The following is a 22,203-nucleotide window of genomic DNA, read 5'->3' on the forward strand; positions in this document are numbered from 1 at the left end:
GCATGAATCGAAATCCCCAAGAATCGGTTAAGCTGGATTTTCTTTATTTTTGAAAGGTCTGCGCGATATCCGAAACCAGATGGACAAACCCCTCGGGCGGCTGGGCCTGCCCGGTGACCCACTGATACAGATCCTGATCATTTTCGTGTAGCAGCGCGTCGAACTGATCCAGACCCGCTGTATCCATCGCGTCGAGATTACGTTCGGCATAGGCCGAAAGGATCAAATCCATCTCTTTGATCCCGCGTCGCATGGACCGCATTTTCATGCGTTTGATCCTGACTTCCCGTGTTTCGGTCACTTTCCCTGCTCCGACATCAAGCGCAGCTTCTTCTCAAGCCGCGCGGCCCGTTCGGCACTGGCGCGCATCTCGCCCCGGATTGCGCGTAGCTCGGCCACCGCATCCGCCAGCTCGATATTGACCTCGCCGTCTTCGACGGGGGCGTCCATACCTTCGCCTTCGCCGGTCAGCAACCACATGATCGAAACGTTGATCATACCCGCCATCATCGACAAACGGTTGGCACGCGGTTCGGACAGATCGTTTTCCCAAGCCACAATAGTCGCTTTTTTGACACCCAGCCGACGCGCCAGTTGGGTCTGGGTCATACCAGCGGCTTCGCGCGCGCCTGCCAGCCGGTCCCCGAATGTCGCTGCCTCTGGACTATACCAGTCATTTTCGTCGGTCATCAGGGTCTCCATGTCTCGGCCTCATACTGCTTGATCGTCATTCGGGCGCACCCTATGACAGACAGGTTGAACATACAAACTGAGGCCATCATGACTTTCCTGTCTGCGACACTGTCACGCGTAAAACCATCACCAACCATCGCGATGACCGCCAAAGCAGCCGAGTTGAAGGCGGCGGGGCGTGATGTGATCGGCCTGAGCGCGGGTGAACCCGATTTCGACACGCCACAGAACATCAAGGACGCGGCTGTTGCAGCCATTGCAGCGGGCAAGACTAAGTATACCGCCCCTGACGGAATTCCCGAATTGAAACAAGCCGCCTGCGCCAAGATGAAGCGTGATCATGGGCTGGATTACACGCCCGCACAAATCTCGGTCGGGACTGGCGGCAAGCAGACGTTGTATAACGCGCTGATGGCAACTATGAACGACGGGGACGAGGTTGTTATCCCCGCGCCATATTGGGTCAGTTACCCGGACATGGTTCTGCTGGCCGGAGGTACGCCAGTCGTGGTCGAGACGACGCTCGAAAACAGCTTCAAACTGACCGCCGAACAGCTTGAGGCGGCGATCACGCCCAAGACCAAGTGGTTCATTTTCAACTCGCCGTCGAATCCTACGGGGGCGGGCTATAGCCGTTCGGAATTGAAGGCCCTGACAGATGTACTGATGCGCCACCCGCATGTATGGATCATGTCCGACGACATGTACGAGCATCTGGCCTATGACGGGTTCGAATTCTGCACTCCGGCCGAGATCGAACCGGGCCTCTATGACCGTACCTTGACCTGCAACGGCGTATCGAAAGCCTATGCTATGACCGGCTGGCGCATTGGCTATGCGGCGGGACCGGTCGAGATCATCGCCGCCATGCGCAAGATTCAATCACAGTCGACCTCGAACCCATGCTCGGTCAGCCAATGGGCGGCGGTCGAGGCGCTGAACGGAACGCAAGCGTTCCTGGCCCCGAACAACGAGACGTTCAAACGTCGCCGCAATCTGGTGGTTGACATGCTGAACCAGATCGACGGTATCACCTGCCCCACGCCCGAGGGCGCGTTCTATGTCTACCCGTCGATCGCAGGACTGATCGGCAAGTCCACTCCGGCCGGCACCAGAATTGACTCGGATGAGGCCTTCGCCACCGCTCTGCTGGAAGAGGCCGACGTGGCCGTTGTATTTGGCGCGGCCTTTGGCCTGTCACCGAATTTCCGGGTCAGCTATGCGACCTCGGACGAGACGCTGACCGAGGCCTGCACCCGCATCCAGCGCTTTTGCGCGTCCCTGACCTGATCCGGAGGCCCCTGATGACCGCAGAACTGCCTGAATACTACTTTCGTGTCCGCGAGAATGGCGCAGCGGTTTTTCGGATCGATACCGAAAACCGTCAACGGCGGATCGAGATGGATCAGATCGCGGTCATCAACATCCGCAATGGCGAGGTCAAGCCACAGGGCCAGCGCACCCTGACAGCGGCGGATCAGGCGGAAATCGTACGTTGGATGGACGCGCGCAAAGCCCTGCTGGCGCAACGGGATATCGACGACATTCACCGCGCGGTCGACTATCTGAATCTGACCACGCAATGGGCACAATCCAAGGCGTCGGACGAACAGCTTGAGGATGTCACCGACCGGTTGTTGCTGGCGATGCACGACTTACGCTCCGTACTGGTGCGCAAAAAGGCGGATCGGCTAAGCAAAGGCTGAAGGCGCGGCTATTCCGCAGGCACCCCTACGGTCTGAACCGAGCGCATCCAGAAACGGGCCATCAGCAGGACAGCCGCACAGGCAAGCCCCAGCACAAGGCCCAGCCAGATGCCGATACCCTCCATCCCCTGTATAAAGCCAAAGTAGTACGACGCCGGAATCCCAATCACCCAATAGCTGAGCCCGGCCATTACCATCGGCACCTTGGCATCTTGCAATCCGCGCAACAGGCCCAGTGCAATCACCTGTGCCCCGTCGACCAACTGGAACAAAGCGGCCATGGCCAGCAGGCCCGTTCCGATGGCCAGGATTTGCGGGCGCTGCGGATCGTCGGGTTCGACAAACACAGAAATCAGCGGCTCGGCGCAGGTCACAAACAAGATAATCGTCAGAACAGACACCAGCAGAGACATCACGGTCACCGCCTTCGCACCTTTTTCCAGATGTGGTCGATCCTTGCGCCCAAGGGCGTTCCCCGCACGGATCGTGGCCGCGTTAGACAACCCCAGATGCACCATGAACGTGGCCGAGGCCAGATTCAGCGCAATCCCATGCGCCGCCAGCGGCACCGGCCCGATCCAACCCATCATGAAGGCGGACATGGCGAACAGCGACACCTCGGCAAGCAATGTAAATCCAATGGGAATGCCAAGACGCAGCACGCTGTACAGCATCTCCCAATCCGGGCGCCAGAACCGTTGGAACAGGTTATGTTCGGGCAATACGCGCACGGCGTAGACCACGACCGCAACCAGCGACACCATCTGCGTCACCACCGAGGCAATTGCCGCCCCCATCACGCCCAGTTCGGGCGCACCCCAATTGCCGAAGATCAGCGCATAGTTGGTCAGTGCGTTGACGACAGCGGCCGTCACAGTGATCCACAAAACGATCTGCGTGCGCTCCAAAGCGGCCAGATAAGATTTCAGCACCATAACCACCAGCGCCGGGAACAGTCCCCATCCCGCAACACGCAGATATTGCGATGCGGTTTCAGCCACCTGCGGATCTTGCCCTGCAGCAATCAAAATCGGGTGGGACCACCACAGCAAAGGCATAACCAGCACGGCGTATAACAAGGACAGCCACACCCCCATACGGGTCGAGCGGCGAATGCTGGTCTCATCCTCTTCGGCGGCCGCAGTCGCCACCATGGGCATCACCGCTAGTCCGAAACCGCCGCCAAACAGGAACAGCACGAAATAAAAGCTACTGGCCAGCGTCACTGCGGCCAAAGCCTCGACCCCGTACCAGCCCAGCATGATCGTATCGGTCAAACCAATGGCAAACTGCGCCAGATGCCCGCCGACCAGCGGCAGACCCAGAACTGCAATGGCCCGGAAGTGGGCGCGATATGTCATTACCTTATTCATTTCACCAGCCTTATGCCCGGCCTGAGGCCGGGACAAGAGGTGATCAGTGAAATTTCAAGGTGAGACTAGTGCTGCCGGCAATTGGCCGCTTGGTTCATCGCGCGTCAGGATGCAGGGAGGTGCCCAAAATATGCTCGGACTGATGAATGACGTGATGCGCCTGCCCTACGATCATGGGATCGGGCTGGCCCACGATATTGTGGTCCTTGTCCGGGTAATCCAGCGTCGACAAAAAGTGGCGCATACAGTTCAGACGCGCACGTTTCTTGTCGTTCGACTTGACGATGGTCCAAGGCGCGTCGGCGGTGTCGGTATAGAAGAACATCGCCTCTTTCGCTTCGGTATAGTCGTCCCATTTATCCAGGCTCGCCTTGTCGATGGGCGACAGCTTCCATTGCTTCAACGGGTCGGTTTCCCGGCTTTTGAAGCGGCGCTGTTGTTCCGGCTGCGTGACCGAGAACCAATATTTGTAGAGCTGAATACCCGAGCGGACCAACATCCGCTCCAACTCGGGCGTCTGTCGCATGAACTCAAGGTACTCGTTGGGCGAACAAAAGCCCATGACCCTCTCAACGCCCGCACGGTTGTACCAAGAGCGGTCGTAGAACACCATTTCACCGACCGTAGGCAGTTCCTGAACATAGCGCTGATAATACCACTGGCCTTTCTCTTCCCAGGTCGGCTTGTTCAAGGCCACGACGCGGGCTTGCCTTGGGTTCAGGTGTTCCATAAACCGCTTGATCGTACCGCCTTTGCCTGCTGCATCACGCCCTTCGAACAGCAGAACAAAGCGTTGCCCCGTCTCTTGCGCCCAAAGCTGCACCTTAAGCAATTCGGCCTGCAATTGCGCCTTTTGCGCCTCGTACTTGCCCCGCGCCATCTTGCGATCATAGGGATACTTGCCGCTTTCGAACGCCTGCCGAATTCGCTCGGGGCTGGGTTGCGATGGCTCAGGATTGGGTGTTGGGACAATTTTGACAGAGGATTGTTTTTGTTCAATTTGTGCCGCTGCTTCCATTCAATTTTTCCTTTTTCACTATCCGCAGGAACGTCTAGCAAAAGGTGCAGATTTTCGCTTTGACACGGGTCAAATTTTTGAGCCGTAGCGTGGGAAATTTTCCACTAATGATGTTCAACACGCTGCGGCAGATTTCTAGCTATGCCCCCAATCCGCCGGATCATCCGAGTTGTTGGGTGAAAGACCCAGAACGTCGCCTGTGGTAGAACATCCAAGCCCAAGAACCGTTCTGTTCGCGTATGAGAAATACGCGCAGACCTGATTGATCTCGAGGATCTCGCCATCGTCCCACCCGGCGTCCCGCAGGGCGCGAACATCAGCCTGAACCATCTGCGCAGGTGCTTCGGTTAGCTTGCGCGCATAGCACATAGCAGCGATCTGGGCGTCGTCCAGAGGTGCAGAATCCGGCGTTCCGGCCTCAATCGCGGCGCGGATGGCATCGCCCCGTTCCGCGTCTGCCAACAACCGCTGCAACCCGCTAAAGTGATGCTCGACGCAATAGCTGCACTGGTTCAGGGAACTGACCCAAACCCCCAGCACCTCAAGAAACCACTTCGGTACTTTATTGGCCGAGTGATGCAGGACGTTCTTGTACAGCGCCATGTGACCTTCCATCGAATGCGGCCGCAAAGAATGCACCATCATTATGTTGTCCACGTTGTTGTCAGGCCCGGTGACCCGCTCGTAAAGCTTTCTCAGCTTGCCGGTGGCTTCGTCAAATGGAACAGTCTTAATCCAGCTCATATGGTCCTCGCCCTGTTGTCGTGTCGCGTCTTCGCCTCCCAGTTTCGCACTCGTATCCTTCTGAGACAAAACTGGATCGCCCCACCATGTCAGGCTAAGCTGACGAAACGCAAGTAAGGGAGTATCTCATGGAAATGGCGGAGAAAACTGTCACTGAGTTCTATGCCAACCACCCAATTTCCGCGCCGCATATTCTGACCAAGCTGACAAGCCTTCGCGGATCGCTTGAGGATGTGACCCCGCAAGAGCTCTACCCTTATGATCAGGATCACTATGACGGCCTGAATGCCAACGCCCGACTGGCGGACAAGGTCCGGATGAAATCTGGTGATCGCGTTTTGGATGTTTGTGCCGGGCTTTGTGGACCTGCGCGATGGTACGCCTCTGAGCATGACGTTGACGTCACTGGTCTCGATATCAGCCCCAACCGCGTCGACGGTGCCAAGGAACTGAACGCGCTTGTCGGACTACAGGATCAGGTGCATCCAATTCTGGGCAGTGCGATGGACATACCCTTTGACGATGCGCATTTCGATGCGGCGGTCAGTCAGGAATCCTTCTTGCATATCCCCGACAAGCTCAAAGCCCTATCCGAAGTGTTCCGCGTTCTGCGCACTGGCGGACGGTTCGCCTTTACCGATTGGGTGATGCATGAGCCCCTGCCCGATGATGAGATGGAATTGTACCACCAACGTTTTGCCTGCCAGTCCCTGCTGAGCATTCCCGAATACGAAACTGTGTTGAAAAAAACTGGATTCTCGGTTGCCTCGGCCAACGATGTAACGGCGTCCTGGGGCGAAATTCTGGCGCGTCGGCTTAGCATGTATCAAACCTTGGATGCCGAGGCCGAACGCGCTGGCAACCCGTCCAAGGGGGATACTTTCCTGAAAATGTACGCGCAATTTGTCAGCGACGTGAAACAAAGAAGGATCGGCGGGGTACGATTGACGGCGGAAAAACCTTAATAACTTCGGCTTCGTGCAGGGGTGTCAACCATCAAGATCACAGCCAATCGCCCACAACACCTCGCGCCCCTCTTCCCCCGGACCACATCACCTGCCATAATGGGTCTCAACCTAAAAACAAGAGCAGCCCCGATGCCCGACGATCTGTTGACGCCAAGCGCGACCACCACTTACGACGCCTCTTCGATTGAGGTACTGGAAGGTCTTGAGCCGGTCCGAAAACGCCCCGGTATGTATATCGGCGGCACTGATGAGCGCGCTTTGCACCATATGGTGGCCGAAATCCTCGACAACTCGATGGACGAAGCCGTCGCGGGCCATGCCAACCGGATCGAAGTTGAACTGCACGCCGACTACGCCCTGACCGTGCGGGATAACGGACGCGGGATCCCGATCGATCCACATCCGAAATTCCCGGACAAATCGGCGCTAGAGGTAATCCTGTGTACCCTGCACGCGGGTGGCAAATTCTCGGGCAAGGCGTACCAGACCTCGGGCGGTCTGCATGGCGTGGGCGCATCTGTGGTAAACGCATTGTCGGATTCGATGGTCGTGCAGGTGGCGCGAGATAAAACGCTGTTCGAACAACGGTTCTCACGCGGTATTCCTTTAGGCCCGGTGGAAAAGGTCGGCGCGGCCCCGAACCGACGCGGCACCACAGTCACTTTCCACGCCGATGCCGAGATTTTCGGCCATCACAAATTCAAACCGGCGCGGCTGTTCAAATCCATCCGCTCCAAGGCCTATCTGTTCTCGGGCGTCGAAATCCGCTGGAAGTCCGCCATCGACGATGGCGAAACCCCGACCGAAGCGAGTTTCCACTTTCCCGGTGGTCTGTCGGATTATCTGAAAGAGACGATGAATGGCTCGTCCACCTATGCCGAGCAACCCTTTGCTGGCACCGTGGACTTTAACGAGAAATTCGGCACCCCCGGCAAGGTCGAATGGGCGATCAACTGGACGCCTTCACGCGACGGGTTCATCCAGTCCTATTGTAACACCGTGCCCACGCCCGAGGGTGGCACCCATGTGGCGGGGTTCTGGGCCGCGGTCCTCAAGGGGATCAAAGCCTATGGCGAGTTGATCAACAACAAGAAAGCCGGTCAGATCACCCGCGACGACCTGATCACCGGCGGCTGTGCGCTGGTCTCTTGTTTCATCAGTGAACCTGAATTCGTGGGTCAGACCAAAGACCGTCTGGCCACGGTCGAGGCACAGCGGCTGGTCGAGAATTCGGTCCGCGACCATTTCGACAACTGGCTGGCTGCCGACACGAAATCCGCTGGCGCCATTCTGGACTTCCTCATCCTGCGGGCTGAGGAACGCCTGCGCCGACGGGCCGAGAAGGAAACACAACGCAAGTCCGCCACTAAGAAACTTCGTCTTCCCGGCAAGCTGGTGGACTGCTCTAGTTCAACACGTGACGGCACGGAATTATTCATCGTCGAGGGGGACTCGGCGGGCGGGTCCGCCAAAATGGGCCGGGACCGCAAAACACAGGCCCTGCTGCCCCTGCGCGGCAAAATCCTGAACGTGTTGGGCGCGGCCAGTTCGAAACTGGGCACCAATGCCGAGATCAACGATTTGACGCAGGCTTTGGGAGTGGGGCTTGGCACCAAATTCAACGTCGACGACCTGCGCTATGACAAGGTCATCATAATGACCGACGCAGATGTGGACGGGGCGCATATCGCCTCGCTGCTGATGACGTTCTTCTTCACCCAGATGCGTCCGATGATCGACGCGGGACACCTGTATCTGGCCTGCCCGCCCCTCTACCGCCTGACCCAAGGCGCAAAACGCGTCTATTGCCTGGACGAGGCCGAGCGCGACGAATGGCTTGAGAAAGGTCTGGGCGGCAAGGGCAAGATCGACGTGTCACGCTTCAAGGGTCTGGGCGAAATGGACGCTAAGGACCTGAAAGAAACTACGATGGACCCGGCCTCGCGCAAGCTAATCCGCGTCACCATCGACGAGGACGAACCCGGCGAGACCGGCGATCTGGTCGAGCGCCTGATGGGCAAAAAACCCGAACTGCGGTTCCAGTACATTCAGGAAAACGCGCGGTTTGTGGAGGAGTTGGACGTCTAAGACGATCGAACGCGAAAGACATCAATCAGTGCAGAGGCCAAATGTTCAAATCACGTAAGGCAAGACTGTGCTGGTCAACTGGTATTCTTGTTCTCGCTGGTGTGATTGTGATGTTCGCGGGTCGCTACCGCGAACCGGCCACTGTTGAAGACATCGTCGAGTCCTTTCTTCCGACACATAATATTCCGGGGGCTGTGCTGGCCTACGGCCCCTCGGATGCAGAGCCCAAAATCGTAGCCTTCGGCGTGTCCGACCCGATTGAGAACACGCCCATGTCAACCGACCAGCCATTTCGCCTGGCCTCGGTCACAAAACCCATCGCGGCCAGAGCACTGATCAAAGCCGAGGAACGTGGCCAAATCGACCTAGATCGTCCCATAGCCGAGCTTGCCGACCTGCCCCCGCCGCATGACCCGCGGGCCGCACAAGTATCGGCGCGGCAGCTTTTGGCGCATACGGGTGGGTTCGATAGAACTATCAGTTTCGATCCGATCTTCGCGCCCGATCGGCTTGGCCTCGACTGGTCGGCCAGTTGCGCCAAAGTGGCCCGGACCGTGTGGCAAACCATGCCGTTGGATCACACGCCGGGCAGCAAGACGGCGTACTCGAATGTTGGCTTCTGCCTTCTAACCGATCTGCTGGGGGCGGACGTTGAAGACGCCCTGCAGCAGGTCGCCGATATTCATTTGGAGGGGCCCGCCGGGGCTAATTGGGAACTTCGCAACGAAGGCTGGACCCGCGTTCTGAGTTCTGAGGACGATCAAGGCTGGCTTTCAGGCTTGGGTGTCGCTGGTGGGGCAATCGGCACTGCCGAGGCGGTCTGGGCCATGGCCTCGACGCCCCAACCCTTTTTCGAGGCGACGGCATCACAGGACGACAAAAGTGATTTCTACGCATCGGGCTGGCATGTCTGGCCGGAAGATAACGGCCAGCACCTGACCCATTGGGGCGGGGTCCGAGGCATCTTCACAACCGTCTTTCGATTTTCGGACGGAGAGACCGTTGTCGTGTTGTTCAACGCCTCTCCTGCTGAGCCAAGTGAAGCGTTTACGTCGCTGCATAACGCGCTGTATATAATGAATAAATCGAATATATGAGACCTAGATTGACCGCTTAAAGATCATGCACCTAATGGACAAAAAGCCCGAACTGCGGTTCCAGTACATTCAGGAGAACGCGCGGTTTTTAGAGGAGTTGGATGTTTGAAGATGAGGTCCAGTTCTTCCTCAAAATTCGATGGGTCACTCTACAATCTGAAACTACTCACCTCTACGGTCGGGTATACCTGACTGGCAACATTTTTCCCCGCCTTTAGGCTGAATACATCAAGCTCATCAACCTTTCAGTTGTGTCGGTGAAGTAGGTGGCGAAGTTCCTAATTTCTTTAAATGTTTGTGCAACACTATTTTTTTGCTCGGCAGTGCTTTGGTCGCGCTGTCAGAAAGCACTTTAGAGGATACTTGGGAGCATTGCCGCCCAAACAGAAACTGTGTAATCGAATTTAGTCATTTAGCCAATCAAGCCACCGATCCCTACATGTCTTCCGGGTATGTCGTCGACGAAAACAGCAACAAGTGGCGAAGTCATCGGCGATCCATACGCAAGTTTTCCGACGTACGCGATTGTCTTGTGAGAAGTGAGCAGTCCAAAGAAAACCCGAACCTCCTGTTAGTCGACTGGGATCGAGTGAGGTTCGATCACGCTGCCGAAGTCTGTGTTTTTCGTATCGCGCGCAGTTTAGGGGACGTAGGGCCTCTAAAAGACTGGTTTGATTACCATGGCTTCAGCGTAAATGGGCCGAATAGATCGTTTTCCGAAAGCTACAAACTGGAATTCGAAACTCAACTGATGCAAACCCTTTCGGCCAAATGGAGCGGGGAGGAATTCAAAGCCCAGTACATGGCGCGCAAAAGCCTGCTTTTCCATACTTTTGCCAACGCCTACGGAATCGGCGGGTACGCCTTCAATATCCGGTTGACCAAAGACAATCGCATCGTTTCCATTGACGCAAGTTGGACGGGAAAACACTAAAGGGGTTGCACATTGACAGCGCCACGCCCACATCCTTCACTCCCATCCTAGGGGGCGGGTCGGGTGCTTGTTTGTTGCCTTGCATCACGCATTGAGTGGATTACCCGGAACCTCTCCACAAGCGTCCCACAAACACACCCCTTGCCTAACCCGTTGATCTCGTTCACACTTACCCTCAATCCGTCATTCAAGAACGACATTTGAGGTTCCGAGCGTCCAAGACGCAATGAAACCAACTACAGATTTTCGAACGGGAGGACGACATGAAAACACTAACCCTTGGGCTGGCCGTTGCGCTGCTGGCCAGCCAAGCGACCGCGCAGCAGACATTGACCACCGCATCCCCCATTCCGGACGGGGCCGAGACCAAGTTCTGCTACTACAACGGCATGGCCTATTCGCAGGACGCGTTTGTTCTGCTGGTTGGCGACAACACCGTTACCCAGACGGTCAGCACGATCCAGGAACGCCTGCTGCGTTGTCACCGTGAGGACGACGGCACGATGAAGTGGAAACCGCAGAGCACGTTCTCGACCAATAACTGAACGCTTAAGGTGGGCGGGCTAGCCCACCTTCTGCTCCAGCCAGTCCGCGATCTGCGCGGCGGGCTTTTCCCAGCCGGGCTCCATAAACAAGAAATGCGCGTGGTTCTCGACGGGCATGAAAGTCGCTCGGTCACCATACAAATCGGCCAGTGCGCGGCAGGTGTTGGGGTTCACCGCCCTGTCCTCGGCCCCTGATACGACCAGCACCGGGCAGTCGACCTTGTCGATATCGACCTTCATCGCGTGGTGATCGTCGAACATCCAAAAAAACATCTCGAACATCACCCGCCCGCTTTCGGCGCCCAAACGGTCGAACACCGCGTGCTGTTGCGCCTCGGGCATTTTGTTCAGCGCGAAGGGGGCCATCAGGTCGAACTCGACCCGCATGGGTTGTTTCCAGAACGCCCCGCCCTCCATCAACGCACGCGGGATGGCGCGTTCGTCATCGGTTTCGGGCAAGGTGCCCCAAGGCGCGTTCGGGTTGATCAGGACAATCGCACTGGCCAACCCGCGTGAGGCCACCTGCTGCGCCACAACTCCGGCAATGGCGTGGCCCAACAGAACCGGATTGCTGTCCAACCCTTGCACGAACTCTGCTATGTCGTTGGCATAGTCCATCACGCTGGTATCGGTCAGGCGCGGGTCGGGTTCGGCCTTTGAGTCCCCGCCGTGATAGCGCAACGCGGGGGTGTGTACCGTCCAGCCCCTGTCGCGGAAAAACCCGGCATAATCCTGCATACACCATGGCCCTGCAAAGGCACCGTGGATCAGAACAATCTCTTTGGTCATGAAAACGCTCCCTTTTCTCTCGCTACTATGAGAGATCGGGGGCGACTTCAGCAAGGCTGTGTCGCAGGCCTATCAGACGGACAGGCCTATCAGCGCCACTCCGACAGCCATAAGAACCGCTGCACCAAGCCGCCGCATCCAGTTCCCCTCTTTCAGGAAAACAAACCCGATCAGCGCCGCGAATATTACCGAGGTTTCCCGTAGCGCCGAAACTGCACCAAGCGGTGCGAAGTTCTTGGCATAAAGCACCAGACCATAGGCTGTCATCGAAACAAGCCCGCCCAGAATGCCGATCATCCAGACTTTGGCAGGCAATTCAGCCAGGGTCTTCCGTCGACGGATACCAACAAACCCCGCGATAAACAGATGCAGAAACGCACCCCAGGCCCAGTAGCTAAGCGTATTGCCGGACAAGCGCACGCCAATACCGTCCACGACCGAATATATCGAGATGCAAAAGCCCGTACCCAGCGCAAATCCAAGGGCCCAACGGCCCACACCAGAGCGCAATGCCTTCCAACTGCTGAGCTGGATACCAACCGCGATCAGCGCGATCCCACCCCACGCTTGCAGCGGCAGCACCTCGCCCACCAACAGCATCGCCCACAGCGATACAAGCGCCGGAACGATACCGCGGGCAATTGGATATACGACACTTAAGTCTCCGTGCTGATAGGCTTTGCCGAGCATGAAATAATAGCCGAAATGCACCACGGTTGAGATCAGGATGTATGGAAAGCTTTCGGCACTGGGCAGTGGCAGCAACAGGATCATTACCGTTGCTGGAATGACGTGCCCCAACGCCACCAGACCCAGAGTGGTGGTCCGATCAGCCGCGGTTTTGACAATCGCATTCCAAACCGCGTGCAACACCGCCGCCGTCAAAATGATGGCAATGACAAACAGGGTCACATCCGAACCTTTCGTAAAGGAAGAAACTGTCCTGCAAATCGGACCGGCCAAGTTATTTGCACAGGTTGAGGCCGATCACAACGCAGCTTCGATCAGTGTTTTGAGAATGTTTTCGGTGAGTCTGTTTGGGTTTCCACCGCAGGAGGAAGCGGTGATTGTGCCGTTGACCAGCGCAAGATAGCTGCCCTGCAGGCCAAGCCCTATTGATGCGAAATCTCTACAACTGAACGTGAGGAGTGTTGCCAGCGCGCTGGCGCGCGGTCACTTTGGTGTCATGACATTTGTGACCGAAAATCAACTGACCCTGCTGATCTTGTTCTTTATTATTGGCTCGGTTGGCACCGCGTTTCTATTTCGCAAACCGGCCGGGCACCGGGCATGGAAGCTGGCCGACCTTGTCTGGGTCGTTCTGGGCGGGATCGGCGCACTGGTGGCGGTTCTGGCCGGACTCTACACCTCGGACAGTTCGCGGTTGGACCGGCAAATCGATGTGGCTTATGCCGCGACGCTTGCTTTTGCCCGCGACGCCGCGCGGTTCCGACTGCGGTTCTGCGATCCGGCCTATGACCCGGACACCGCCGTTTTGTGCGAAAAGGTTGAATTCCTTTCGGCCTCAACAGCCAGTAATGCTGACCTGCCTTTGTTCATCGCTGTGACCAATGAAGTGGCGCCGCTGCAGGGATTGCATTTCCTGCTTGGTGGGCAAGCGAAAGATGAACAGCAGGAAATTCGCGCTATGGCCGCCAAGGCCGATGCGTTCAGCATCGATCAGTTCCTTGTTTTCACCACGCTGGACGATGCAACACAGGTTGCGATCGACAACATGCGCCGGAAAGTGCCCGCCATTGCCGGGGATTATCTGATCCTTGCCCAAAGCTATGATGACCTGGTTGAACAGGTCGGAAAGCTAAAAGACGAATGGGAATACCTGCAGGAAAACGCGCATATACTGGTGTTGCAAATCGTCGCCCTGTGTCTGGTCAGCTTTGCCGCGCCCTTCCGGTTGGGCAAATCCATTGTCGAACTGCGCACAACGCTCAGCGTCGGTACGCCTGCGCCAAGCGTTCCGGATCAGCCCCAAGAAAATATCGTGTCAGGGTCCACAGATTCCGTGCCCCCCGACGCACCCACCCCGCCCGTGCATAGCGGTCCGCGCTCGTAACCGCGCGGGTGTTCAACAGGGTGATGTGGGGCAAGGCGCGCACCAGCGCCACGTCCTCCATCAACGGCTGGTCCGGGTAGCCTGCGGCTTTGTCATAGGCGCGACGTGACACCAGAAGCCCCTGATCACCATAAGGTAAGCTAAACACCCGGCTGCGCATGTTGGCCCAGCCCGCAACCCAGGCTGGCCAGAACCCGCTGGCCTGAAAGGTCAGACGAAAAGCCGCGGGGTTGCCCGTGGGCAGATGCTCTCCCACGTCCTTGCTCCACCCTTCTTGCAGGACGGTATCGGCGTGCAGGACCAAAAGCCATTCACCTTTGGCTACCGCGCAGCCCCGCAGCAACTGCCCCCCGCGTGAGGGCGGCCCGGTCACAATCTCAGCCCCTGCCTCTTCTGCAATTTCAAGGGTCTGGTCGGTTGAACCGCCATCGGTAACGATCAGCTCTCGGACCAACCCCGTGTGCAAACCCTCCATCAAAGCGGGCAAGGAGTCCAACAAAGCCTCAGCCGCGTTCAGGGTCGGAATGACGATGCTGATTGGTGCTGGCAAGGCGGATATCCTCTGGTCATGGCAACGCAATCTCCTATATCACGGGGCCAAGGGAAAAGACGAGGACCACCCCATGCCCAATCGCCGTATTCTGCGCCTTAGCGGGTCGGACGCTGACAGCTTTCTTCAAGGGCTGGTCACCAATGATATTTCCGGGCTGGATCAGGGGCTGGTCTATGCCGCGCTGCTGACTCCGCAGGGCAAGTATCTGGCGGATTTCTTTCTGAAACGCGACGGCGATACGGTGCTACTGGATGTCGCCGAGGATATCGCCGACGGGTTCGTCAAACGGCTGGGCATGTACAAGCTGCGCGCCGATGTTTCGATCGAAGATAGCGGCCTGAATCTGCAACGCGGCACAGGCCCGGCACCCGCAGGCGCCCTGCCCGACCCGCGCCATCCAGATATGGGGTGGCGGGCGTATACGGTCGAGGCCGCAGGCGACGATGGTACGGATTGGGACGCTATCCGCGTGCGACACTGCATTCCGGAAACCGGTATCGAGCTGACCCCCGACAGCTATATCCTTGAATCTGGATTCGAGGGCCTGAACGGCGTCGATTTTAAAAAAGGGTGCTATGTAGGGCAGGAAGTTACCGCCCGGATGAAGCATAAGACCGAGTTGCGCAAAGGGCTGCGTAGCGTTCGGGTCAATGGCACCGCGCCCGTTGGGACCGAGATCACATCGGGCGGCAAATCGGCCGGTACCTTGTTCACCCAATCGAACGGTCAGGGGATCGCCTATCTGAGGTTTGACCGCGCCAACGACGATATGCAGGCCGCCCAGGCCACCGTCACGCTTGACGCCTAACATGTTGCTATTCCGGCACGGCTGAACCGTTGCGCGGCCCGGTACCCTTTGAACCCATTCGGGGCGCTGCCACACTGCGGTCAGTCCACTGAATGGATGCGCATATGCTTAAGTTATACGCTGCGATCTGGCGTGCCAGCGCCGGACGGCAAATCATTCTTATTGTCCTGTCCATCGCCATCGCAGGCCTTGCTGCGGTGCCATTAGAGTTTCAGCGCGATATCGTTAACCATCTGACCTCGAACGATATCAGCACCGAGCGATTGCTATATCTGGGTGCAGGTATGATGTCGGTCATCCTGCTGAGCCTCGCCTTAAAGTGGCTGCTGGGCTATCGCGCCGGGACGCTGGGCGAGGATCTGATCCGCATGATCCGCCAGCGGCTTTTGGTGCGCTCATCGGACCTGAGTGAAACCGGTGAGAAAATGCGCTCGGGAACCATGACCACGGCTATTTCCGCCGAGGCCGAGGAGTTGGGAAAGTTCGCCGGTGGCGCCTTTTCAGATCCGGTTGTGCAGATCGGCACGCTGATCAGCGTCATTGGCTACATCTCATCAACGCAACCCGGGCTGGGCATGATCGCCTTTTCAATGATCGTGCCGCAGATCGTGATTGTGCTGGTCTCGCAGCGAAAGGTGAACATCTTCGTGGCCGAGCGGGTCCGCATATTGCGCAGCTCTACCGACAGGCTGACGACCGAAGACATTGACGCTGTGGCGCGCGATATCGAGGCTCAGTTCGACGATATCTACAACACGCGCCGCCGCATGTTCCTGTGGAAGCTGTCCGCCAAATTTCTGCTGAGCGTAATTAATGGCGCAGGCACGGTAGGTGTTCTGATGCTGGGCGGGTACCTAGTTCTGAATGGCAAAACGGATGTGGGCACCGTGGTCGCCGCCACCAGCGGTCTTGGCCGCATTCAGGGCCCCACGGCCTTTTTGATCGCCTTTTACCGACAAGTCAGTGCCAACCGCATCAAATATGAATTGATGCTGGAACTATTCGGCCCCAATCCCGAACGGTATCGCCGACCCAGAAAACTGCACTAAAAAAAGACCGCGCGGCCCCTGCCGTCGCGGTCTTTTCGTGTTTCGCCAAAGCACCGATTTACGCGCGTTCGGAATATTCCATGCTTTCGGTGTTCACCACGATCATCTCATCCTGACCGATGAAGGGCGGTACCATGACCTTGACGCCGTTATCCAGAATGGCTGGCTTGAACGAGTTTGCAGCAGTTTGACCTTTGACCACCGGCTCGGTCTCGACGATCTTGCAGGTCACTTTTTGCGGCAATGTGGCGTTCAGTGCTTCGCTTTCATAGAATTCGACCACGATGGTCATGCCGTCCTGCAGAAACGGGCGACGTTCGCCCAGCAATTCGGCGGGCAGTTCGATCTGCTCATAGGTCTCAGAATCCATGAACACCAGCATGCCGTCAGATTCGTACAGGAACTGCTGATCTTTCTGTTCAAGGCGCACACGTTCGACCTTGTCTGCCGAACGGAAACGTTCGTTCAATTTCGAACCATTGCGCAGGTTGCGCAGTTCGACTTGCGCAAAAGCACCGCCTTTACCGGGCTTTACATGGTCGACCTTAACAGCAGCCCACAGCCCGTCGTTATGCTCAAGCACGTTGCCGGGGCGAATTTCGTTCCCATTTATCTTGGGCATCACATAAATCCTTCACAAACGGTTGATGCGTCAGTTCCCGTCCCTATATCTGGCGTAACCACACCTGACAAGACAACGAGACCTAGTGCTGCACTTGCAGCAAGCTATGCAAATGACGCAACGCAACTATGCATTTTAGCTGTATCCGAATCACATCTAATAGGTCATAAGGACCGTCACGCCGAAAATGCAAGAGCAAGAACAACAAGGAAGACGAGATGAGAGATTTCGTTGACGGCACTGCCTTTAACAATGAGCAAGGCAATCGTGCACGCAAACTTTTCGCAGCCGTTGTGCTGGCTGCACTGGACGACGCTATTGCCGATGACAAGAAATACGGCAACGGCCCGGAACAGATCGCCCGTTGGGCCCGCTCGCGCGATGGCCGCGAGGTGCTGTCCTGCGCAGGTATCGACCCCAACGAGCGGGTTGTCGGCGGGTTGATGGAGTTCGTTGGTCGTGGCGTGCGTACCTCGGTCGCGCTGTCGCGTGAAGAAAGCGAGCGTCGTAATGCCGCTCAGCAGGCAGAAGCCGCTTAAACCAAGGCGACATCTGCAGGAAAAAGCGCGCCCACTTTCCGGGCGCGTTTTTCTATTTCCGGGTCAGAAAAGCAGCAGCCATTGGCGGGTAACCCAAATCTCGGCCCCCAACAATGCGGTAAAGAATAGCTTGGCGGGCGCTGACAGCCCCCTGTTCCATAGCACCACATAAGACGTTGCACATATGACGACGGAAACAGGTGCCACCCAAAGGGCGTGATGCGAACTGTCCCAATAGCTGACCGGGCTGTGGAAGACCCAATCGCTCAGCGGCCAGAATTGCGGCCGACCGTCACCGGCATGCAGCAGGAAATCCATCGACAGATGCAGCAGCCCTGCGGATGCAGTAACAGTCACAAACCGCCATCCTCGCCAGTGCCCAAGCATCAACGCCAGCCCCCATAGGATGAACGAGTTGTCGATGGCAAACACCGTCTGCCAGGCTGGTGAGAAGTATAGTTCGTCAAAGACAACCTGTGGCGGGATGCTCAAGACGTGCAAGGACACCCCAGCCATGACGTACAGCGACAGATCGGGCAGAACCGAGCCCAGCACCGCAGCCCACAGAATGGCCCCCCGCGCAGGCCGCGCAAAAGCGGCAGCGCCGATCAAAAGATGCGCGGGCGTGTTCATCCGGGGCTTTCCCTTTGGTGTCAAATCAGGTCATCTGCGCCCTAACGTATAGGAGACGACCATGGTTCGCGCCATCATGATTCAGGGCACCGGCAGCAATGTCGGAAAATCAGTTTTGGTGGCCGGGCTTGCGCGCGCTTATACGCGGCGCGGGCTGAAAGTGGCGCCGTTCAAGCCGCAGAACATGTCCAACAACGCCGCCGTGACCGAGAATGGTGGCGAGATTGGCCGCGCCCAGGCCCTGCAGGCACGTGCTGCCAAGCGTCCGACCCATACGGATATGAACCCGATTCTGTTGAAACCGGAAACGGACACCGGCGCTCAGATCATTGTTCAGGGCCAGCGTGCAGGCACGATGAAGGCGGGCGACTATCGCAAAGACAAGTCCAAGCTGTTGGATGCCGCGCTTGAAAGCTTTGACCGGCTGTGCAGCGATGCCGATCTGGTGCTGATAGAAGGTGCCGGCAGCCCGGCTGAAACCAACCTGCGCAAGGGCGACATTGCTAATATGGGCTTTGCCTGTGCCGCTGATGTACCGGTCGTTCTGGTGGGCGATATCCACCGAGGCGGAGTCATTGCGCAAATCGTTGGCACGCAGGCGGTTTTGGATGCCGGTGATCTTGAGATGATCACAGGTTTCGCCGTCAACCGGTTCAAAGGCGACGTCTCCCTGTTTGATGAGGGACGTGACGACATCGCCACCCGTACAGGATGGCCATGCATGGGCGTAGTTCCGTGGTTTCATGACGCCTGGAAATTACCCGCTGAGGATATGATGGACATCCGCTCGCACAGTGGCGGGGCCTGCAAAGTGGTTGTCCCGCAATTGGAACGCATGGCGAATTTCGACGATCTTGATCCGCTGTCCGCCGAACCGGGGGTCAGCGTTGAAATCATCCCAGCCGGGCGTCCTTTGCCGGGTGATGCCGATCTGGTGCTGTTACCCGGCAGCAAATCCACCATCGGCGATCTGGCCTATTTCCGGGCGCAGGGCTGGGATATCGACCTATATGCCCATGTTCGCCGGGGTGGCCATGTGCTGGGCCTGTGCGGTGGCTATCAGATGCTGGGCAAAACCATCGCCGATCCCGATGGCGTCGATGGCCGACCCGGCACTGTTGACGGGCTGGGCTTGTTGGACGTGACCACCCTGATGGCAGGCCAAAAGCAGGTCACCCTGCGCACGGCACGCACCATTCCGGGACATGAGCCAGTCACCGGGTATGAAATTCACATGGGCCGAACCGAAGGTCCCGATTGCGATCGCGCCTGGCTTGAGATCGAAGAGCGGCCGGAAGGTGCTGCTGACAGCACAGGCCGCATCCGCGGGAGCTACCTGCACGGCATCTTTTCTTCTGACGCTTTCCGCGCCCGCTACCTGCAGCAGTTGGGCGCAGAATCGGACCTGTCATATGAGGATGGGGTCGAGGATACGCTGGACGCGCTGGCGGACCATCTGGAACAGCATATGGACCTGGATCGCCTGCTGGGTATGGCCCGGCCGCCGAAGCGGCCCTAAGGGTTAATCGACCTCGCGCTCGGCCAGTGCGCGGTAAATCTCACGCCGCACCATCTTGCGAACGTTGCGAGTGATACGCTGGCCCAGAACGCCTTGCAGCTCTTCCCGAACGACCTGCGCGATCAGACCGCGCAGTGCGTCTTCGTCCAAGGTCAGCGCGCCTTGTCCGGTAGCCAGAGGAGCTGTGTTCATCACTGGCAAGTCTTTGCCTGCAGTCTGCGCATTTTTGCCAGATGGCCGCACGTGCAGTTCTTTTGCTTCTGATTTCACCGCCTGCGCAGACGCCACGACCGCAGGGTCCCGGACGAAGGTTGCCTTTGTGGCTGTGTCAACGTCTTCGAGTATCGTTTCAGCTTGGCTGATCTTTGCCGAGTAGGTGATGTTGAACTCATCTTCTGCGGCCCACTCCAGCGGTTTTGCCGGTGTCTCGACCTCCGCCGCCCACTCCAGCGGCTTTGTCGGCGTGCCGGAATAAGCATCTTCGCTGTCGCCGTCCGGCTCCCACTGATCTTCGGTTCGGGCAATTGCGGTTTCCAGCGCTTCGATCTTGGCGCTCAGACTGCCGGTCAGGCCGTCCTCTGGCTCAGTCGTGGTTTGCTGTTCGACCGCGGGTTCGGCATGTTTCACGATATCACAAGCCCGCAGAAGCATCGGTTTGACAGAATCTTCGGCCTTGTAAATCGGTTCCGCTTTTTCTGGCTGAGGCTTCTCTTTCACGGCCACTTCACCGACTCGCAATGCGTCGGTCAGAACCAGCCTGCCGGGCTTTCGCGTGTTGGATGACGCCATAACACCCGGAATTTTACGATCTTCTTCGGTGACCAGACGCTTAATCGAGGACAAGACGTCCTCGATTCCCGCTTTTACGACTTTATCCGTCATTGTTCTCTACCGCTCTATCCTCGGGATCGAGTGTAGCTAAACAAACCGGTCCTAACAACAGGTAGTATTGGCCCTTAGTCGCGACGCAACGCTTTGAGGACGCGATCCAGGTCTCGACTTTGTCTGCTGATCTGCGCCGGAGCCTTTTTAACCAAGTTGTAATACAGGGTTGGATCATAAATCTGGACAGCCAGACCCAGACGTTCAGCCGTCAGCAAACCCTGCGCATCCAGCAGTTGATAAGCGGCACGCGACCGTTCGGTGCGCGATGCAACCTCGGCCAGTTGCGCGTCCAATAGATCCTGCTGCGCGTTCAGCACGTCCAGCGTGGTCCGCGCACCCAAGGTTGCTTCTTCGCGGATACCGTCAAACGCCACTTGCGAGGCCCGAACCCGTTCCGTAGACGCCCTTAGGCTGGCGCTGGCGGCCTGGTAAGCTGCATAGGCGTCCGCGACCCCCTGGGTGATATCCTTTTGCACGTTCAGCAAATTGGCGCGCGACGCATCGCGTGTTGCCATTGCCCGACGGACCGTGGCGGCCAGACGGCCACCGGCATAGATCGGCTGTTCAAAGCGCAACGCGACAGTCGCATCTTCGAGGCTGTCATCGTTGTCATAGCTTTCGCGCAGGCCCGCATCCGCATTCAGCCTGACATTCGGACCAAGGTTGGCACGCTGCTGTTGAACGAACAAATCCAGCGCCCGCACCTGATGTTGCGCTGACTGAATAGCCGGATGGTTGCGCTGTGCAAGACTAACGGCTTCACCTTCGGATCGCGGCAGGTTCGGCAGGCTTGGTTGACCGGCAGTACGGCCTGGCGCCTTGCCCACGGCGTTCACATATTCCGCCTGCGCAATGCTCAGGTTACCGCGCGCAACCGCTAGATCCGCTTGCGAGCTGGCCAGCTGTGCTTCGGACAGCGCGACGTCCGTCCGGGTCACCTCACCCACATCAAAGCGGTCCTGAGAGGCGCGCAATTCTTCGGCAGACACATCCACGTTGTTCAGGCGAATCTGAACAGTTTCTTCTTGCAGCAGAACACCCAAATACGCGTTCAGGCCGCGAAACAGGACGTCCTGTTCGACGTCCAGCAAGGTTTGCCGTGTGGCCAGCACCGTTTCCTGCGCCGATTGCTTGCCCAGAACCGAGAAGCCGCCATCATAGATCAGCTGGCTCAGGGTGAGGCCGGTGAAAAAGTTGGCTGGCTCATCCCGCACAACACCAGCGCTCGTGCTGTTGCGATTGTAATTCTGACTGACCTCGACCGCCCAGTTGATGATCGGGCGCAGCGCCGACAGCGCGATTGCGACGTCTTCATCAGCCGCGCGCAACAAGGCGCGGTTCTGTTCCAGCAGCCCACTTGTATTGTAAGCCCCGATAAACGCGTCGGTCAGGTTATCAGCCCATACCGCACGCCCTGGTACAACACTGAGCGCGAGTCCCGCCGTCAGCGCCATCGCCTTTGTTAGCTTTCCCCCTGTCCTTGAACGCATGTCGAAATCCTTCTCAAATCAAAATTACGCTGCCCTGAGCGTAGTTTGCGCCGATGTTTTCAACTAATCAAGGTCG

General features: G+C 57.6%; 23 protein-coding genes. 11 read left to right on the forward strand and 12 right to left on the reverse strand.

Annotated features, from left to right (window positions below):
* Window positions 1-43: 43 nt before the first annotated feature.
* Together ACR0B8_RS07550 and ACR0B8_RS07555 are read right to left on the reverse strand one after the other, a co-directional pair.
* Complete coding sequence (locus ACR0B8_RS07550) at window positions 44-268, reverse strand: succinate dehydrogenase assembly factor 2 (RefSeq protein WP_170359163.1); 225 nt, start codon at window positions 266-268, stop codon at window positions 44-46.
* Between the two features lie 29 nt (window positions 269-297).
* On the reverse strand, window positions 298-690 hold the full coding sequence (locus tag ACR0B8_RS07555; RefSeq protein WP_170349173.1) for a helix-turn-helix domain-containing protein: 393 nt from the start codon (window positions 688-690) through the stop codon (window positions 298-300).
* Window positions 691-780: 90 nt separating this feature from the next.
* On the opposite strand from ACR0B8_RS07555, the gene ACR0B8_RS07560 reads away from it, so the two are divergent.
* Complete coding sequence (locus ACR0B8_RS07560; protein ID WP_480658048.1) at window positions 781-1,983, forward strand: pyridoxal phosphate-dependent aminotransferase; 1,203 nt, start codon at window positions 781-783, stop codon at window positions 1,981-1,983.
* Window positions 1,984-1,997: 14 nt separating this feature from the next.
* Window positions 1,998-2,399, forward strand: coding sequence for a hypothetical protein (locus ACR0B8_RS07565; RefSeq protein ID WP_170549590.1), 402 nt, complete (start codon window positions 1,998-2,000; stop codon window positions 2,397-2,399).
* 8 nt (window positions 2,400-2,407) lie between these two features.
* On the opposite strand, the gene ACR0B8_RS07570 is transcribed toward ACR0B8_RS07565, so the two are convergent.
* The 3 genes from ACR0B8_RS07570 to ACR0B8_RS07580 form a co-directional block, all read right to left on the reverse strand.
* Entirely contained in the window at window positions 2,408-3,760 is a 1,353-nt protein-coding gene (locus ACR0B8_RS07570; protein ID WP_254429489.1) for an MATE family efflux transporter, read from the reverse strand.
* Window positions 3,761-3,866: 106 nt separating this feature from the next.
* On the reverse strand, window positions 3,867-4,790 hold the full coding sequence (gene ppk2, locus ACR0B8_RS07575; protein WP_170359173.1) for a polyphosphate kinase 2: 924 nt from the start codon (window positions 4,788-4,790) through the stop codon (window positions 3,867-3,869).
* Between the two features lie 135 nt (window positions 4,791-4,925).
* The gene (locus ACR0B8_RS07580; protein WP_170359175.1) at window positions 4,926-5,534 is read right to left on the reverse strand and encodes a carboxymuconolactone decarboxylase family protein; all 609 of its coding nucleotides are present in this window, start codon (window positions 5,532-5,534) and stop codon (window positions 4,926-4,928) included.
* Window positions 5,535-5,668: 134 nt separating this feature from the next.
* On the opposite strand from ACR0B8_RS07580, the gene ACR0B8_RS07585 reads away from it, so the two are divergent.
* The 5 genes from ACR0B8_RS07585 to ACR0B8_RS07605 all read left to right on the forward strand — a co-directional run bounded on the left by ACR0B8_RS07585 (window position 5,669) and on the right by ACR0B8_RS07605 (window position 11,166).
* On the forward strand, window positions 5,669-6,499 hold the full coding sequence (locus tag ACR0B8_RS07585) for a class I SAM-dependent methyltransferase (protein ID WP_170349179.1): 831 nt from the start codon (window positions 5,669-5,671) through the stop codon (window positions 6,497-6,499).
* Window positions 6,500-6,631: 132 nt separating this feature from the next.
* Window positions 6,632-8,590 (forward strand): DNA topoisomerase IV subunit B, encoded by a 1,959-nt coding sequence (gene parE, locus ACR0B8_RS07590; RefSeq protein ID WP_170359176.1) that lies wholly within the window; start codon window positions 6,632-6,634, stop codon window positions 8,588-8,590.
* Window positions 8,591-8,631: 41 nt separating this feature from the next.
* On the forward strand, window positions 8,632-9,687 hold the full coding sequence (locus ACR0B8_RS07595; RefSeq protein WP_170577612.1) for a serine hydrolase domain-containing protein: 1,056 nt from the start codon (window positions 8,632-8,634) through the stop codon (window positions 9,685-9,687).
* A gap of 328 nt (window positions 9,688-10,015) precedes the next feature.
* On the forward strand, window positions 10,016-10,621 hold the full coding sequence (locus tag ACR0B8_RS07600) for a hypothetical protein (RefSeq protein ID WP_170577610.1): 606 nt from the start codon (window positions 10,016-10,018) through the stop codon (window positions 10,619-10,621).
* 263 nt (window positions 10,622-10,884) lie between these two features.
* Window positions 10,885-11,166, forward strand: coding sequence for a hypothetical protein (locus ACR0B8_RS07605; RefSeq protein ID WP_170505424.1), 282 nt, complete (start codon window positions 10,885-10,887; stop codon window positions 11,164-11,166).
* Between the two features lie 18 nt (window positions 11,167-11,184).
* Here the strand turns inward: ACR0B8_RS07605 and ACR0B8_RS07610 are convergent, their stop codons facing one another.
* The 3 genes from ACR0B8_RS07610 to ACR0B8_RS07620 form a co-directional block, all read right to left on the reverse strand.
* The gene (locus ACR0B8_RS07610) at window positions 11,185-11,955 is read right to left on the reverse strand and encodes an alpha/beta hydrolase (protein ID WP_170505422.1); all 771 of its coding nucleotides are present in this window, start codon (window positions 11,953-11,955) and stop codon (window positions 11,185-11,187) included.
* 72 nt (window positions 11,956-12,027) lie between these two features.
* Window positions 12,028-12,867 carry an EamA family transporter gene (locus ACR0B8_RS07615; protein ID WP_170349185.1) on the reverse strand — a complete coding sequence of 280 codons (840 nt, stop codon included), beginning with the start codon at window positions 12,865-12,867 and terminating at the stop codon, window positions 12,028-12,030.
* A 1,037-nt stretch (window positions 12,868-13,904) separates the two neighbouring features.
* A complete protein-coding gene (locus ACR0B8_RS07620; protein WP_226688270.1) occupies window positions 13,905-14,579 on the reverse strand; it encodes a TIGR04283 family arsenosugar biosynthesis glycosyltransferase in 675 nt (224 codons plus the stop codon).
* A gap of 73 nt (window positions 14,580-14,652) precedes the next feature.
* On the opposite strand from ACR0B8_RS07620, the gene ygfZ reads away from it, so the two are divergent.
* Window positions 14,653-15,390, forward strand: a complete 738-nt coding sequence (gene ygfZ, locus ACR0B8_RS07625; protein ID WP_170359188.1) for a CAF17-like 4Fe-4S cluster assembly/insertion protein YgfZ — start codon at window positions 14,653-14,655, stop codon at window positions 15,388-15,390.
* Between the two features lie 104 nt (window positions 15,391-15,494).
* On the forward strand, window positions 15,495-16,439 hold the full coding sequence (locus ACR0B8_RS07630) for an ABC transporter transmembrane domain-containing protein (protein WP_226688269.1): 945 nt from the start codon (window positions 15,495-15,497) through the stop codon (window positions 16,437-16,439).
* Between the two features lie 58 nt (window positions 16,440-16,497).
* Here the strand turns inward: ACR0B8_RS07630 and efp are convergent, their stop codons facing one another.
* Window positions 16,498-17,061 (reverse strand): elongation factor P, encoded by a 564-nt coding sequence (efp, locus tag ACR0B8_RS07635; RefSeq protein WP_170349189.1) that lies wholly within the window; start codon window positions 17,059-17,061, stop codon window positions 16,498-16,500.
* A gap of 218 nt (window positions 17,062-17,279) precedes the next feature.
* Between efp and ACR0B8_RS07640 the strand changes: the two genes are divergently transcribed.
* Window positions 17,280-17,600: a DUF6280 family protein gene (locus tag ACR0B8_RS07640; RefSeq protein WP_008757056.1), complete on the forward strand. Its 321-nt coding sequence runs from the start codon at window positions 17,280-17,282 to the stop codon at window positions 17,598-17,600.
* Window positions 17,601-17,663: 63 nt separating this feature from the next.
* Here the strand turns inward: ACR0B8_RS07640 and ACR0B8_RS07645 are convergent, their stop codons facing one another.
* Complete coding sequence (locus tag ACR0B8_RS07645) at window positions 17,664-18,233, reverse strand: cobalamin biosynthesis protein CobQ (RefSeq protein WP_226688268.1); 570 nt, start codon at window positions 18,231-18,233, stop codon at window positions 17,664-17,666.
* Between the two features lie 61 nt (window positions 18,234-18,294).
* Between ACR0B8_RS07645 and ACR0B8_RS07650 the strand changes: the two genes are divergently transcribed.
* Window positions 18,295-19,752 (forward strand): cobyric acid synthase, encoded by a 1,458-nt coding sequence (locus ACR0B8_RS07650; RefSeq protein WP_170349191.1) that lies wholly within the window; start codon window positions 18,295-18,297, stop codon window positions 19,750-19,752.
* Between the two features lie 3 nt (window positions 19,753-19,755).
* Here the strand turns inward: ACR0B8_RS07650 and ACR0B8_RS07655 are convergent, their stop codons facing one another.
* The gene (locus tag ACR0B8_RS07655; RefSeq protein WP_170547909.1) at window positions 19,756-20,634 is read right to left on the reverse strand and encodes a hypothetical protein; all 879 of its coding nucleotides are present in this window, start codon (window positions 20,632-20,634) and stop codon (window positions 19,756-19,758) included.
* A 74-nt stretch (window positions 20,635-20,708) separates the two neighbouring features.
* On the reverse strand, window positions 20,709-22,127 hold the full coding sequence (locus ACR0B8_RS07660) for a TolC family outer membrane protein (RefSeq protein ID WP_170349192.1): 1,419 nt from the start codon (window positions 22,125-22,127) through the stop codon (window positions 20,709-20,711).
* Between the last annotated feature and the right edge of the window lie 76 nt (window positions 22,128-22,203).

Source organism: Ruegeria sp. BH6 (assembly GCF_056538105.1).

Bases quoted from the DNA above. Each gene is read 5' to 3' on its own strand.
- ygfZ (WP_170359188.1), top strand. From the start codon at position 14,653: ATGCCCAATCGCCGTATTCTGCGCCTTAGCGGGTCGGACGCTGACAGC.
- ACR0B8_RS07640 (WP_008757056.1), top strand. From the start codon at position 17,280: ATGAGAGATTTCGTTGACGGCACTGCCTTTAACAATGAGCAAGGCAAT.
- ACR0B8_RS07595 (WP_170577612.1), top strand. From the start codon at position 8,632: ATGTTCAAATCACGTAAGGCAAGACTGTGCTGGTCAACTGGTATTCTT.
- ACR0B8_RS07565 (WP_170549590.1), top strand. From the start codon at position 1,998: ATGACCGCAGAACTGCCTGAATACTACTTTCGTGTCCGCGAGAATGGC.
- ACR0B8_RS07560 (WP_480658048.1), top strand. From the start codon at position 781: ATGACTTTCCTGTCTGCGACACTGTCACGCGTAAAACCATCACCAACC.
- ACR0B8_RS07580 (WP_170359175.1), bottom strand. From the start codon at position 5,534: ATGAGCTGGATTAAGACTGTTCCATTTGACGAAGCCACCGGCAAGCTG.
- ACR0B8_RS07630 (WP_226688269.1), top strand. From the start codon at position 15,495: ATGCTTAAGTTATACGCTGCGATCTGGCGTGCCAGCGCCGGACGGCAA.
- ACR0B8_RS07555 (WP_170349173.1), bottom strand. From the start codon at position 690: ATGACCGACGAAAATGACTGGTATAGTCCAGAGGCAGCGACATTCGGG.
- ACR0B8_RS07660 (WP_170349192.1), bottom strand. From the start codon at position 22,127: ATGCGTTCAAGGACAGGGGGAAAGCTAACAAAGGCGATGGCGCTGACG.
- ACR0B8_RS07645 (WP_226688268.1), bottom strand. From the start codon at position 18,233: ATGAACACGCCCGCGCATCTTTTGATCGGCGCTGCCGCTTTTGCGCGG.
- ppk2 (WP_170359173.1), bottom strand. From the start codon at position 4,790: ATGGAAGCAGCGGCACAAATTGAACAAAAACAATCCTCTGTCAAAATT.
- efp (WP_170349189.1), bottom strand. From the start codon at position 17,061: ATGCCCAAGATAAATGGGAACGAAATTCGCCCCGGCAACGTGCTTGAG.
- ACR0B8_RS07550 (WP_170359163.1), bottom strand. From the start codon at position 268: ATGAAAATGCGGTCCATGCGACGCGGGATCAAAGAGATGGATTTGATC.
- ACR0B8_RS07605 (WP_170505424.1), top strand. From the start codon at position 10,885: ATGAAAACACTAACCCTTGGGCTGGCCGTTGCGCTGCTGGCCAGCCAA.
- parE (WP_170359176.1), top strand. From the start codon at position 6,632: ATGCCCGACGATCTGTTGACGCCAAGCGCGACCACCACTTACGACGCC.
- ACR0B8_RS07655 (WP_170547909.1), bottom strand. From the start codon at position 20,634: ATGACGGATAAAGTCGTAAAAGCGGGAATCGAGGACGTCTTGTCCTCG.
- ACR0B8_RS07650 (WP_170349191.1), top strand. From the start codon at position 18,295: ATGGTTCGCGCCATCATGATTCAGGGCACCGGCAGCAATGTCGGAAAA.
- ACR0B8_RS07585 (WP_170349179.1), top strand. From the start codon at position 5,669: ATGGCGGAGAAAACTGTCACTGAGTTCTATGCCAACCACCCAATTTCC.
- ACR0B8_RS07610 (WP_170505422.1), bottom strand. From the start codon at position 11,955: ATGACCAAAGAGATTGTTCTGATCCACGGTGCCTTTGCAGGGCCATGG.
- ACR0B8_RS07570 (WP_254429489.1), bottom strand. From the start codon at position 3,760: ATGACATATCGCGCCCACTTCCGGGCCATTGCAGTTCTGGGTCTGCCG.